The 13,101-nt window shown below is 41.3% G+C and carries 9 protein-coding genes; 2 read left to right on the forward strand and 7 right to left on the reverse strand.

Features of this window, described 5'->3' with window-relative positions; all coding sequences use genetic code 11:
* Positions 1-35: 35 nt before the first annotated feature.
* The 7 genes from EG365_RS13135 to betI form a co-directional block, all read right to left on the reverse strand.
* A complete protein-coding gene (locus EG365_RS13135; protein ID WP_001271336.1) occupies positions 36-1,370 on the reverse strand; it encodes a basic amino acid/polyamine antiporter in 1,335 nt (444 codons plus the stop codon).
* 5 nt (positions 1,371-1,375) lie between these two features.
* A complete protein-coding gene (locus EG365_RS13140) occupies positions 1,376-2,254 on the reverse strand; it encodes a homocysteine S-methyltransferase family protein (RefSeq protein ID WP_000697115.1) in 879 nt (292 codons plus the stop codon).
* 216 nt (positions 2,255-2,470) lie between these two features.
* Complete coding sequence (locus EG365_RS13145; protein ID WP_000188090.1) at positions 2,471-2,941, reverse strand: hypothetical protein; 471 nt, start codon at positions 2,939-2,941, stop codon at positions 2,471-2,473.
* Between the two features lie 91 nt (positions 2,942-3,032).
* On the reverse strand, positions 3,033-4,673 hold the full coding sequence (gene mqo / locus EG365_RS13150) for a malate dehydrogenase (quinone) (RefSeq protein ID WP_000714073.1): 1,641 nt from the start codon (positions 4,671-4,673) through the stop codon (positions 3,033-3,035).
* Positions 4,674-5,183: 510 nt separating this feature from the next.
* Positions 5,184-6,842, reverse strand: a complete 1,659-nt coding sequence (gene betA / locus EG365_RS13155; protein ID WP_001021934.1) for a choline dehydrogenase — start codon at positions 6,840-6,842, stop codon at positions 5,184-5,186.
* A gap of 95 nt (positions 6,843-6,937) precedes the next feature.
* Positions 6,938-8,410 carry a betaine-aldehyde dehydrogenase gene (gene betB, locus EG365_RS13160; protein ID WP_001286309.1) on the reverse strand — a complete coding sequence of 491 codons (1,473 nt, stop codon included), beginning with the start codon at positions 8,408-8,410 and terminating at the stop codon, positions 6,938-6,940.
* Positions 8,403-9,026, reverse strand: a complete 624-nt coding sequence (gene betI / locus EG365_RS13165) for a transcriptional regulator BetI (protein ID WP_000166965.1) — start codon at positions 9,024-9,026, stop codon at positions 8,403-8,405. Before betI ends, betB begins: the two co-directional genes overlap by 8 nt.
* Before the next feature lie 265 nt (positions 9,027-9,291).
* On the opposite strand from betI, the gene EG365_RS13170 reads away from it, so the two are divergent.
* Both EG365_RS13170 and EG365_RS13175 read left to right on the forward strand, forming a co-directional pair.
* A complete protein-coding gene (locus EG365_RS13170; RefSeq protein WP_000243382.1) occupies positions 9,292-10,914 on the forward strand; it encodes a BCCT family transporter in 1,623 nt (540 codons plus the stop codon).
* A 117-nt stretch (positions 10,915-11,031) separates the two neighbouring features.
* On the forward strand, positions 11,032-13,098 hold the full coding sequence (locus EG365_RS13175; protein ID WP_000179784.1) for a choline transporter: 2,067 nt from the start codon (positions 11,032-11,034) through the stop codon (positions 13,096-13,098).
* Positions 13,099-13,101: the final 3 nt, after the last annotated feature.

The following is a 13,101-nucleotide window of genomic DNA, read 5'->3' on the forward strand; positions in this document are numbered from 1 at the left end:
CCACTGCTGAAATAGCTCAACAGTGGTTGAAATGATTAATTAAGCTGATTTTGTTTGAGCGATTTTTTATGCTCAAAGTAGCTGATTGAAAAAATAACCAAGCCAACCAAATACAATACACCAGACAACAGCAGTAAGTCTAAACCCGCTGCATAGAGCAACCAAAGTGCATAGATTGAAGCGACACTTGCAATGGCAATATGCGGCGTGCGTTTGTGGCGAATCGATTCTTTAAGATAAAACGCCGATACCAGAAAATAAGGCAGCAAAATCATCACCGATGAAATCAATAAAAGCTGGGTATAGTTTTTATTGAAAAAATATACGGCAATCAGAGAACCTTGCACCACAATAGTGGTCAGCCATAGTGATGAAATCGGCACATTATTTTGGTTATTCTTTAAAAATAGTTTCGGGAAAGCACCATTTTTTGCAGCTAGATATGGAATTTCAGTCGCAAATAACGTCCAGCTTAAATAAGACGATGAAACTGAAATAATAAGCCCAATGGTAATAATGATGGTACCGGGTAGACCGATGAGTTGCTGCAAAATGGTCGCCATGGATGGGTTATGCATGCCCGCAAGCGCTTCACGGCTCACCACACCATAAGCCAACACTGTCACCATCACGTAAAAACTTAATGCCAGTAAAACACCTAAAATAGTCGCTTTGCCAATGTCATGACGGTTTTTGGCACGTGATGATAAAACCACCGCACCTTCAATACCGGTAAATACCCAAAGGGTAATGAGCATTAGGTCTTTTACTTGCTGCCAAAGGGGAACTTTTAAAGAGAAGTCATTTAAGTTGAGTTTGAACAAATCAAACTTAAAGGCAATAAAAGTAAAGAAGATAAAGACCACCATTGGAATAATTTTGGCAATGGTTGCCAGTAAATTCACAATCGCAGCTTCTTTAATACCTCGGCTTACTAACCAGTGCACCAGCCATACAAAAATGCTTGATCCAATCAGAGAGTAGAGCGTATTGCCTTCACCAAAAATAACGTGGTCTTTGCTGTCGGTAAACATGCCGACACCTGAAAAGGCAATCACTACATAACCGACAATACCAATGGTAGTACACAACCAGTAACCCCACGCCGAGCAAAACCCGATGAGGTCTCCAAAGCCTTCGCGTGCATAGTTATAAATACCGCCATCTAGATCTGGTCGTTGACGAGTTAAATGCAACAATGACAGGGCCAAGAAAATAATGCCGACTCCGGTAATGAGCCATGCAACAAGAAGGGCAGAGCCGTTGGCAACTTGAGCCATATTTTGGGGGAGGCTAAATACGCCTGACCCCACCATAGAACTAAATACCAGCGCTGTAAGAGACAATAATCCGATTTTGGCAGCAGACATGGTATTTATTCTTTAAAAAATTGAGAAAGTTCAGCAATGTGTTCTGGTCCAATACCACAGCAACCGCCCACTAAACTTGCACCCGCTTGTTGCCATTGTTTGGCAAAAGCAAGATAAGTTGGAGCATCTAGGTCTTTACGAATTTCATCAAGGCCATCGTTAGCAGTAGCGCTTTCATCTTGCGGTGGGAAAGCGTTGGCATAAGCACCAATTTGCACAGACTCTGGAATGAGTCCTTTAATTTCATTAATTGCTTGCAAGATCACTTCAGGTTGGCAGCAGTTAAACAATACTGCTTTGGCATTTGACTGCTTTATAAAGTCAGCCACTTGTTGCATGTTTTCGCCAGAGCGAAGTAATGCTTGTTCTTGTTTGATTTCATCTTGCAGCGTAAATGACACCCAATAGTCCTTACCATCTTGTGGCAATAACGCATGGACTGTTTCAACTTCTTTTAAGCAGGATTGGGTTTCAGCGAGCCAGAAATCTACCTCTGGTGCCAATGTGTTAATAATTGGCTCAGCAAGATTTTTAGCCTGTCCCGGTTGGAACAAGTCGGCGCGGTAAGAACCAAATAACGGGGGTAAGCAGCCTGCAATTTTGACATTTTTGCCGCTTTCTTTAACTGCATTTTTTGCTTGTTCAATCGCAACTTTAATTAAACGCACGCCGTCAGTTTCAAAACGTTCCTGACCAATATGAAATGGCACAACCGCATAGTTATTGGTTGTAATGACTTCTGCACCAGCGTTGATAAAGTCGAGATGGACTTCTTTTACTGTTTCAGGTGCTTCAATGAGTGCAAGCGCAGACCACTCTGGTTGACGAAACGGAGCGCCACGGCGAGCCAATTCACGGCCTAAACCGCCATCTAAAATTTTCATAAATTACAACGTAAAGGGAGAAAAATAATTCAGCTAATCTAGCGTGTAGATGAATGCTATTCAATCGCTAATATGCTCGATATATTTCTAAATAAATTAGATTGTTATGAATATTTTTTCTTAAAAGGAATTCTGTAAATGCTGTTCAGTTTTACTGATGAACTTCATGTGAAAAAGAAAATAGATATTCATGAAGTATAGAGACTAAAAATAGTCTTATAGCGCGCCGTATTGCTGCCAGCTTTCACCAGTATGCTGTGTTTGATAATACGCTTTAAGTTGTTCAAGCTGCGTAAAATGTACGCCTGACCAAATCAATAAACTAATTAATATGAGTACTTTAGATAAACTACGAACTTTACTTACTTGAGTAAAAGCCAACACAACAAAAAATAGCGCAGGTAAAAATATAAAGAACTGGATAGGGGAAAAAAATAGATGAGCCATGCTGAAATATAGTGCGGCTGCGCTCATGAGCACATTTAAAACAGCACATAGTTTTTGATATTTACCGAGCTTAAATGCATAAGCTGTTATGACAAATAACACGGCTGAGCTGACGTAAATAGCTGTACCGCCAATCATCCACATATAAAACCCGCTTAACAAAAGATAAGCCAGTAGCAAAACAAGCACGAGCTTAAAACAAAACGGTAAGAGGCGAGGTGATGATTTTAAAGGCGTCATGGCAAGTCTAAATATCTCAACAGAAGTCTTAAAAAACAAAAGGACGAATCGAAATTCATCCTTTTGATATTTTACTTATACATCATCAAACTTAGTTTGCTTTTGCAACAGGGGCAGCAGCAGTTTCATCGTTTGCAGCTTTGAACGGAGATGTATAGTTCAAGCCAAGCGTAGAGCTTGTGTACTGACGAACTTTGTCGAGTAACACAGGGTCTTTGCTTAAGTCTTGTTTATAAGAAACCACAATTTCATGAAGCTTCTGGTTCCACTTACCTTCAGTTTGCTGAGGGAAAGCTTTTTCAAGCAAGTTAAGCATGATGTATGGAGAAGTCGAAGCACCCGGAGACGCACCTAACAATGCAGTTACAGCACCATCTTTAGACGCAAAGATTTCTGTACCAAATTGAAGTGTTGCAGGTTTACCTGGTTCTTTTTTGATGATCTGAACACGTTGACCACCTTGGCTTAAACGCCAGTCTTCAGCTTTCGCATCTGGGTAGTATTTACGAAGTTCATTGAGACGGTCTTCATCTGACATCATGACTTGGCTCACCAAGTATTTAACAAGATCAAGGTTTTCCAAGCCAACAGTGGTCATTGGTAAAACGTTGCTTTTGTTTGTTGACGCAAGTAAGTCAAGTTGAGAACCATTTTTTAGGAACTTGTTTGAATACGTTGCAAATGGTCCAAACAATACATATTTTTTACCGTCGATATAACGTGTATCAATATGTGGTACAGACATTGGAGGCGCACCAAGTTCCGCACGACCATATACTTTCGCTGTGTGCTGAGCAGTAATTGCTGGGTTGTCAGTAATTAAGAACTCACCACCTACAGGGAAGCCAGCATATTGTTTCGCTTCTGGTAAACCAGTAAGTTGCAATAATTTAACCGCGGCACCACCTGCACCGATAAATACAAAACGCGTTTTAACGTGGTCTGTTTTACCAGTTTTCAAATTTTTGAAAGACACCGTCCAAGTTTTGTCATCATTTTGGCTGATGCCTGTCACTTCAGTTGAAGTCTGTAATTTGAAGTTAGGGTTTTGGTTTAGGTGATTCACTAATTGTTTAGTGATTGAACCATAGTTCACGTCAGAACCAACTTCCATACGAGTCGCTGCAACTTTTTGAGTTGGATCACGATCGGTCATGACTAAAGGTGCCCATTGTTTAATCACAGCTGGGTCTTCAGTAAATTTCATGCCTTTGAAAAGCGGGCTTTGAATCATGGCAGCATAACGTTTTTCTAAGAATTTAACGTTATCGCCCCAAACGAAAGCAATGTGTGGAACTGGGTTAATGAATGTTTTTGGTTCAGCTAAAACGCCTTGTTTTACCTGATATGACCAGAACTGTTTAGCAACTTCAAACTGAGAAGCAACTTTTTCAGCTTTGGCAATTTCCATCTTACCGTTTTTCTCTTCGGTATAGTTCATTTCCATAAAGCCAGAGTGGCCTGTTCCGGCATTGTTAAAGCCGTTTGAACTTTCTTGAGCAACTTGGTCAAGACGCTCAAACATACGAATTTGCCAATTCGGTTCAAGCTCAGTGAAATAAGTACCGAGAGTGGCACTCATGATACCGCCGCCAACAAGAACAGCATCAACAACTGGCTCATCTTTTGCAGTTTGTACTTGTTTTGACGCAATCGGTCTAAACAAGAAAACAATACCCGCAATTAAAATAAGAATGATTAATACCAGAAGGTATTTCAAAAACTTTTTCATGTAAGGGGGACCTTAAAATAAGTTATTTGAGTCACTTAAGGTGTGAGGAAACCTAGACAGCGTATCCAGACAAAACGGATATAAATGCGAAAGTAAAATTCTCTAAAACAGAGAACTTTGAAAAAAGAAAAATTACTTGGGATTATCGCAAACACTCTATATTTTAGACTAATTTTGCATTGACAATACAATTTTTATAATAAATGGGTTCTATTAAAATCATAAATATGATTTATATTTAATCAAATTAAACTTTAATAAGATTATTTTTAGTTTTAATCTTATTGTAAGTTATTGAAAATAAATTAATAAAATAAATTTGGTTAAACTTAAGCCATTTGAAGGATATGCTTCGATAAAAATAGGTGAATTTTTAATTTATGACCTATTGATGTAATTAATAACCTTGCATGACCTTATTTTCTGTCATACATAGTTCTTATTAATATGAGTGCTATAAATAATAAATTAAGGGCATATTCCTGCATAAGAAATATGCCCTTTAAGATTTTATGATGCTACATAGAATGGTGCAGTCGAACGTGGTAACGCTTCGCGTCCACGAATTTGGTCTGCAATTTTCTCGGCAATCATAATGGTGGTTGCATTTAAGTTACCGGTAATAATCAGCGGCATAATTGAGGCATCAACTACACGCAAACCATTCATACCGTGTACACGGCCTTGACCATCTACAACAGCCATTTCGTCTTCGCCCATCTTACAGCTACAAGACGGGTGGTAAGCTGTTTCTGCATGGTTACGAACAAAGTCATCAAGCTCTGCATCTGTCTGCAAATGTTTGCCCGGGCTAATTTCATCACCACGATATGGGTCAAGCGCAGGTTGATGCATGATTTCACGCGTGATGCGGATTGCATCACGGAACTCACGCCAGTCTTGTTCAGTCGACATGTAGTTAAACAAGATACTTGGATGCGCAAACGGGTCTTTCGATTTAAGTTTGATACGACCGCGTGAAGGCGAACGCATTGAACCCACGTGTGCTTGGAAGCCATGTTCTTTTACTGCATTACTACCGTTGTAGTTAATAGCTACTGGCAAGAAGTGGTATTGAATGTTTGGCCACTTAAACTCATCCGAACTACGGATAAATCCACCCGCTTCAAACTGGTTACTTGCACCAATACCTGTACCATTGAATAACCACTCGGCACCAATGGCAGGTTGGTTATACCATTTTAAAGCAGGGTATAAAGAAACGGGTTGCTTACATTTATACTGTAAGTACATTTCCAGGTGGTCTTGCAAGTTTTCACCCACGCCCGGCAAATCATGAACCACATCAATGTCCATTGATTTTAAGAAGGTACTTTGACCTACGCCTGAACGCTGTAAAATTTGCGGTGACGCAATTGCGCCTGCACACAGTAATACTTCACGTTTAACCAAAGCGCGTTGCAAGTTGTTTTGATCAGCACCAATAATGTATTCAACACCAATCGCTTGCTTTTGATTAAACAAGATTTTATTGGTCGTTGCATGAGTCAAAATAGTCAGGTTTGGACGACCTTTTGCCATATCCAAATAACCACGTGCGGTACTTGAACGGCGGCCTTTAGGCGTAACGGTACGGTCCATTGGACCAAAACCTTCTTGTTGATAACCGTTTAAGTCGTCAGTACGTGGGTAACCTGCCTGTACACCTGCTTCAACCATGGCATGGAACAGCACGTTGTTGCCATTTTTTGGTGTAGCCACTGATACAGGACCGCTATCACCATGATAGTCGTTGCCACCAATGTCACGAGTTTCGGCTTTTTTGTAGTAAGGCAAACAGTCGGCATAAGTCCAGTTTTCAAGGCCTTTATGGGTTGCCCATTGTTCTAAATCCATGGCGTTACCGCGGATATAGCACATACCATTAATTAAAGATGAGCCACCTAAGCCTTTACCACGACCACACTCCATACGACGGTTGTTCATGTGTGGCTCTGGGTCAGTTAAATAAGCCCAGTTATAGCGACGACCTTGAAGAGGGTAGGCCAAAGCTGCCGGCATTTGTGTACGGAAATCCAAGCGATAATCTGGTCCACCTGCTTCTAGCAGTAAAACGGTGGTATCTTTGTCTTCAGTAAGACGCGCAGCGAGTACATTTCCGGCAGATCCTGCGCCAATAATAATGTAATCATATTCTTTAATATTCATAACTATCCTTTTTTTACTAACAGTTTGCCTGAGCAATCTATAAAGACTGCTCGGCATATGTGATTTAGGTTGAAGTGTTTAGAGCGATAGGGGCATTAAAAAATGCTTTGATAATCGCCAAGTTCAACTTGAATAGATTTGATACGGGTATAGTGCCCAAGCGTGGTTAAGCCATTTTCGCGGCCCACACCAGATTGCTTGTAGCCACCAACTGGCATTTCGGCAGGTGATTCACCCCAAGTGTTAATCCAGCAAATACCAGCTTCAATTTGGTGAATAATGCGATGAGCGCGGCTAATATCTTGAGTGACCACACCGGCAGCTAAACCAAAGGTCGTGTCGTTGGCACGTTGAATCACTTCTTCTTCGGTTTCATAGCTTAAGATGCTCATGACAGGTCCAAAAATTTCTTCTTGAACAATCGCCATCTGGTCAGTACAGTCGCTAAATACAGTCGGTAGTACATAAGCGCCTTTGGCAAGTTCGCCTTCTGTCGCACGACCACCACCGATTAATACTTTAGCGCCTTGTTGTTTGCCTGACTCAATGAAAGACAACACTTTCTCCATATGAGGGAAGCTAGTGAGCGGGCCGAAGTTTGTGTCTTCAGCCATTGGGTCACCAATGCGAATACGTTGTACACGCTCTACAACCGCTTTTTCAAAGTCAGCTAAACGTGATTTTGGAACAAATACGCGCGTACCGTTGGTACATACTTGACCTGAGCTAAAGAAGTTCGCCATAACCGCAATGTCTGCGGCACGGTTAAGGTCAGCATCTTCACAAATAATGAGTGGTGACTTCCCACCAAGCTCCATAGTCACTTCTTTTAGTGTAGAGCCAGCAGCGCTTGCCATCACTTTTTTGCCAGTTTCTACGCCACCCGTGAATGAGATTTTTTCAATCACAGGATGTTCTGTTAGCCATTGACCGATTTCACGACCAGCACCTTGTACCACGTTAAATACGCCGTCTGGTAAACCAGCTTCTGTATAGATTTCTGCAAGTTTTAATGCAGTAAGTGGGGTTGTTTCGCTTGGCTTGAAAATCATGGCATTGCCGGCAGCAAGGGCAGGGGCAGATTTCCATAAAGCGATTTGGATTGGATAGTTCCAGGCACCAATACCTGCAACCACGCCTAAAGGTTCGCGGCGTGTATAAAAGAAACTTGATTCGCGAAGTGGAACTTGTTCGCCCTGAATAGCTGTTGCAAGTCCTGCGTAGTATTCGAGTACATCGGCACCAGTCACAATATCGACGGTAGATGTTTCGCTGTAGGCTTTACCGGTGTCGAGTGTTTCAAGACGGGCAAGCTCATCATTACGTTCACGGAGAATATCGACAGCACGGCGTAAAATACGTGAACGCTCCATAGCGGTCATGGCTGCCCAGATTTTTTGTCCTTGTTGGGCACTTTTTACAGCAGCTTCAATATCTTGTTCAGATGCCTGTTGAAGAGTCGCGATAATTTCGCCGTTGGCAGGGTTAATACTATTAAATGTTTTACCACTGGTTGCTTCAACGTAGCGTCCATGGATATACAATTGATGAACTTGTACATCACTCATTTTGTCTCTCCTGCAAAGGCTTGTTCGCAAATTGCAATTGCGTTTTTACATAATCGTAAGCAATGGAACGGGCCAGTTCGCTGTCAAATTCATTGTGACGGCTTAAACTGCCACGTAGCCATAATCCATCAATCAATGCTGCCAGACCTCTTGCGGCAACACTGGCCTGTTGTTCATCCATTAACTTGAGAAAATAAAACTTCAAGTTGGAATACAGGCGTTGATCATTAATCTTTTGCAAACGGCTCAGGTCCGGTACATGCATGCTTGCAGACCAAAAGTCTAACCAGACCCGCATTGCTTTTTCATTTACCTGACTAATGTCAAAGTTAGAATCAATAATTGCCTTAATCTGGCTTTCCGGATGCGAATCTGCTTCTGCTCTGTACTGTTCGGTTTTCCGACGCAAAACATTGAGCATTTCTTGCATACAGGTATTTATTAACCCTTGTTTGTCGCCAAAATAATGGCTGACAATACCGGTCGACAACTCGGCTTTTTTTGCAATTTGTGCAATGGTGGTATTGGATAACCCCACTTCATAAATTACGTCGAGTGCAGCGTTCATAATCTCTTCACGGCGCACATGCTCTGGTTTTACTCTGCGTTTTGTCATGATTGTCCACATCAGCACTTTTATGGGTGCTTTAAATTCAGCATGTTAACTTGCAGAGCATCATAGCACTTTTTTTATCATACTTGTTATTGATTGAACGTTCAATCAATAACAAGTATGATGTGTAAAAATCAATGAATTTTTGAATCTTACTTCGGGGTAGAAGAGATAGAATCAGAAGTTCTTACGGATAGGATGATGCGCATAAGTCCGGTACTTATCACGTTATTTTGGAAAAAATACACCGATTGCAAGGAGCAATAAGATGGTGTTGAAAAGTGATGGATATTCTTCAGACCATATTCGGTTAAATCGTTTTGTATTTTGGAGTTCGGCAGTCAGTATCGGCATTTTTGGCCTATTATTTGTGCTGTTTCCAGAAAAAAGTCAGTTTTGGCTGACCTATGTGCAAGAGCAGGTAAACCACTTTTTCGGGTGGTATTACATGTTGGTGATTGTGCTGTGTTTAGGCTTTGTGGCTTGGCTTGCCTTCTCAAGAGTGGGACAGATCCCTTTAGGAAAAGACCACGACAAACCTGAGTTTGGCTATTTGGCTTGGACCTCAATGCTGTTTTCGGCAGGTATTGGTATCGCGCTACTTTATTATGGTGTTGCTGAACCTGTTGACCACTTTCTACGACCGCCAGAAGGTGAGGCAGGCACTATTCAGGCTGCCCGCAATGCCATGACCTATAGCTTTTTGCACTGGGGTATTCATGGCTGGGTGCTTTATGCCTTGCTGGGTGTGACATTAGGTTATTTTGCCTTTAGACAAGATTTACCACTCGCACTACGCTCGGCACTCTATCCAATTTTTGGAGAGCGAGTTCATGGTCTGGTAGGTGATTTTGTCGATGGCTTTGGTATTTTAGCGACCGTAATTTCTTTGGTGACCAACTTAGGTATTGGTGCTTTAGTGTTGGTTTCAGGCATTTGTTATTTAATTCCTGAAATTCCTGATAACTCTGCAACTTTAATTACTGCAGTTTTAATCATGATGTTTGTGGCGACGGTCACTACAGTGGTCGGGATTGAAAAAGGCTTGGCATGGTTATCACGGATTAATTTACGTTTGCTCTATGCCTTACTTTTATTTGTATTTTTAACAGGACCGACGAACCATTTGTTAAATGGTCTTGTGCAAAATACGGGCGATTACCTTAATAATTTTATGGGTAAAAGTTTTGATATGTATTTATACAATCAAAAAGCCAGTGGCTGGTTGGGTTCATGGACTGTGTTTTATTGGGCATGGTGGATTGCTTGGGCACCTTTTGTAGGAATGTTTATTGCCCGCATTTCCAAAGGCCGAACTATTCGAGAAGTGGTTTTGGGTGTATGCCTCATTCCATTAGGTTTTACCTTGGCTTGGATCTCGATTTTTGGAAATACTGCAATTCATTTAATTCTCAATCAAAAACAGAAAGTTTTAGGTGATATGGTTTTAAGTGACCCTGCGTTGTCATTATTCAAATTACTCGAATATCTCCCGTTTAATCCGTATATTGCCGGGATTGTTGTTGTAATTTGTTTCGTTTTATTTTTGACACCGGTTGGGTCTGGTACACTAATGATCGCCAATTTGTCCTCGAAAGGGGGCACCAGTGATAGTGATTCACCGATCTGGTTACGCATCTTTTGGTCTGTGGTCATTACCATTGTAAGTATCGGCTTATTATTAGCAGGTAGTTTTAACTCCATGCAAAGTGCAGTGGTGTTATGTGGTTTACCATTTTCTGTGATTATTTTGCTTTATATGTTTGGTCTAGCCAAAGCCTTAAAGCAAGATGATTTTGACCCGAATGTTGCGAAAAAGCAGTTAGCTATTTCACAAGACATTTCTATTCCATCGAATTGTGACCAGAACAAAGTGACCGAGGTTTTATAACCTTGGTTCATCACATTTATTTATATTTTTTGCGTTCAAAGCAGTCTTTTCATTATTGTTAAATAGTGAAAAGACTAAATTGAATATTTTATTTTTCTTCTATTCCTTGAGGATTGTATGGCAACAGATAATCCAAGAGCAGTTGATGATTTAACATTATCTAAATCTAAAAAAGACCCGCTTAACCGTGTGGTTTTTTATATTTCAGCTCTAATCATTTTAATCTTTTCTCTCGTTACTTTTTTATTTAACGATTTCGCAAATCGAACCATTAACACCGTCCTTGCGTGGGTAACGTCAACCTTTGGCTGGTACTATTTACTGGCTGCAACGCTGTATATGGTGTTTGTAATTTTCATTGCCTGCTCACGGTATGGTGAGATTAAACTTGGCCCTAAACACTCAAAGCCTGAGTTTAGTTTACTGAGTTGGTCTGCCATGCTGTTTTCGGCAGGTATTGGTATCGATTTAATGTTCTTCTCGGTGGCTGAGCCATTATCTCATTATATGCAGCCGCCTGTCGGAGTAGGCCAAACCTATGAAGCGGCACGCCAAAGTATGGTGTGGACGCTGTTTCACTATGGTTTGACCGGATGGTGTATGTATGCCTTGATTGGTATGGCCCTTGGTTATTTCAGTTATCGCTACAACTTGCCGCTTACCATTCGTTCTGCACTTTACCCAATTTTTGGGAACAGGATTAATGGGGCAATTGGCCATAGTGTAGATACTGCCGCCGTCATTGGGACAATTTTTGGTATTGCGACCACCTGCGGGATTGGCGTGGTACAGCTGAATTATGGTTTACATGTTTTATTAGGACTGCCAGAGAATATCTGGATGCAGTTTGCACTCATTGCCATTGCAGTCGGTATTAGTATTATTTCAGTGACATCTGGGGTAAATAAAGGCCTTCGGATTTTGTCTGAAATCAATATTTATGTATCGATTGGTCTTTTACTGTTTATTTTGTTCTTGGGCAATACCGAGTTTTTACTCAATGCGCTGGTACAAAATATTGGTGATTATTTAACTCGCTTCCCAACCTTAGCCTTACAAAGTTTTGCCTTTGAGCAACCTAAAGATTGGATGAGCAGCTGGACCTTGTTCTTCTGGGCATGGTGGATTGCTTGGTCGCCATTTGTAGGGTTATTTTTGGCCCGTATTTCTAGAGGCCGTACTATTCGTGAGTTTGTGTGCGGGACTTTAATTATTCCTCTGTTATTTACCTTAACCTGGTTATCCATTTTTGGTAATAGCGCATTGCACAGTGTTATTTTTGAAGGCAACCAGACTTTAGCTGCAACGGTATTATCTAATCCGGCACATGGTTTTTATGACTTGTTAGCGCAGTACCCAGGTTTTACCTTTATTGCTTCAGTCGCAACAGTAACGGGCCTTTTATTCTATGTGACTTCTGCCGATTCGGGGGCATTGGTTTTAGGTAACTTCACGACCAAGCTTACCCATATTGATAATGATGCGCCGCGTTGGTTGAGCGTGTTTTGGGCAATTGCCATTGGGTTATTAACACTCGCTATGCTGATGACCAATGGGATTACCGCTTTGCAGAATGCAACCATTATTATGGGACTGCCGTTTAGTTTCGTGATGTTCCTTGTCATGGCGGGGCTTTATAAGTCGCTCAGACTTGAAGACTACAGGCATGCCAGTCGAAGTATGAACGCGGCACCTGTGGTGGGTAACGTCGATATTCTCAATTGGAAACAGCGTTTGACTCGGGTTATGCATCATCCAGGAACGACTGAAACCAGACGAATGCTCGATACCGTTTGCAAACCTGCCGTTCAAGCTGTTGCCGATGAACTCATTAAGCAAGGTATGAACGTAGATGTGCAGCAAACACCACTTGAAGATGAAGAGGCGCTATATCACCTCGATATCACTATTCATTTGGAAGAAGAGCAAAACTTCGTTTATCAGATTTGGCCTGTCCGTTATAGCGCGCCTAACTTTAGTCAGCGTGTAAAACGAGGCAAACAGTTCTATTACCGTCTCGAAACCTATCTTTATGAAGGTTCTCAAGACAACGACCTTGTTGGTTACAGTAAAGAACAGGTTATTAATGACATTTTAGATAAATATGAAAGACATATGACGTTCTTGCATATTAATCGTATTAGCCCTGGGAACCGTCCATTATTCCCAGATCCACAAGCTTAAGGG

Origin of the sequence: Acinetobacter sp. FDAARGOS_494, from assembly GCF_003812225.1 — a bacterium.
Lineage (GTDB): Bacteria > Pseudomonadota > Gammaproteobacteria > Pseudomonadales > Moraxellaceae > Acinetobacter > Acinetobacter baumannii.

Bases quoted from the DNA above. Each gene is read 5' to 3' on its own strand.
- EG365_RS13135 (WP_001271336.1), bottom strand. From the start codon at position 1,370: ATGTCTGCTGCCAAAATCGGATTATTGTCTCTTACAGCGCTGGTATTT.
- EG365_RS13140 (WP_000697115.1), bottom strand. From the start codon at position 2,254: ATGAAAATTTTAGATGGCGGTTTAGGCCGTGAATTGGCTCGCCGTGGC.
- EG365_RS13145 (WP_000188090.1), bottom strand. From the start codon at position 2,941: ATGACGCCTTTAAAATCATCACCTCGCCTCTTACCGTTTTGTTTTAAG.
- mqo (WP_000714073.1), bottom strand. From the start codon at position 4,673: ATGAAAAAGTTTTTGAAATACCTTCTGGTATTAATCATTCTTATTTTA.
- betA (WP_001021934.1), bottom strand. From the start codon at position 6,842: ATGAATATTAAAGAATATGATTACATTATTATTGGCGCAGGATCTGCC.
- betB (WP_001286309.1), bottom strand. From the start codon at position 8,410: ATGAGTGATGTACAAGTTCATCAATTGTATATCCATGGACGCTACGTT.
- betI (WP_000166965.1), bottom strand. From the start codon at position 9,026: ATGACAAAACGCAGAGTAAAACCAGAGCATGTGCGCCGTGAAGAGATT.
- EG365_RS13170 (WP_000243382.1), top strand. From the start codon at position 9,292: ATGGTGTTGAAAAGTGATGGATATTCTTCAGACCATATTCGGTTAAAT.
- EG365_RS13175 (WP_000179784.1), top strand. From the start codon at position 11,032: ATGGCAACAGATAATCCAAGAGCAGTTGATGATTTAACATTATCTAAA.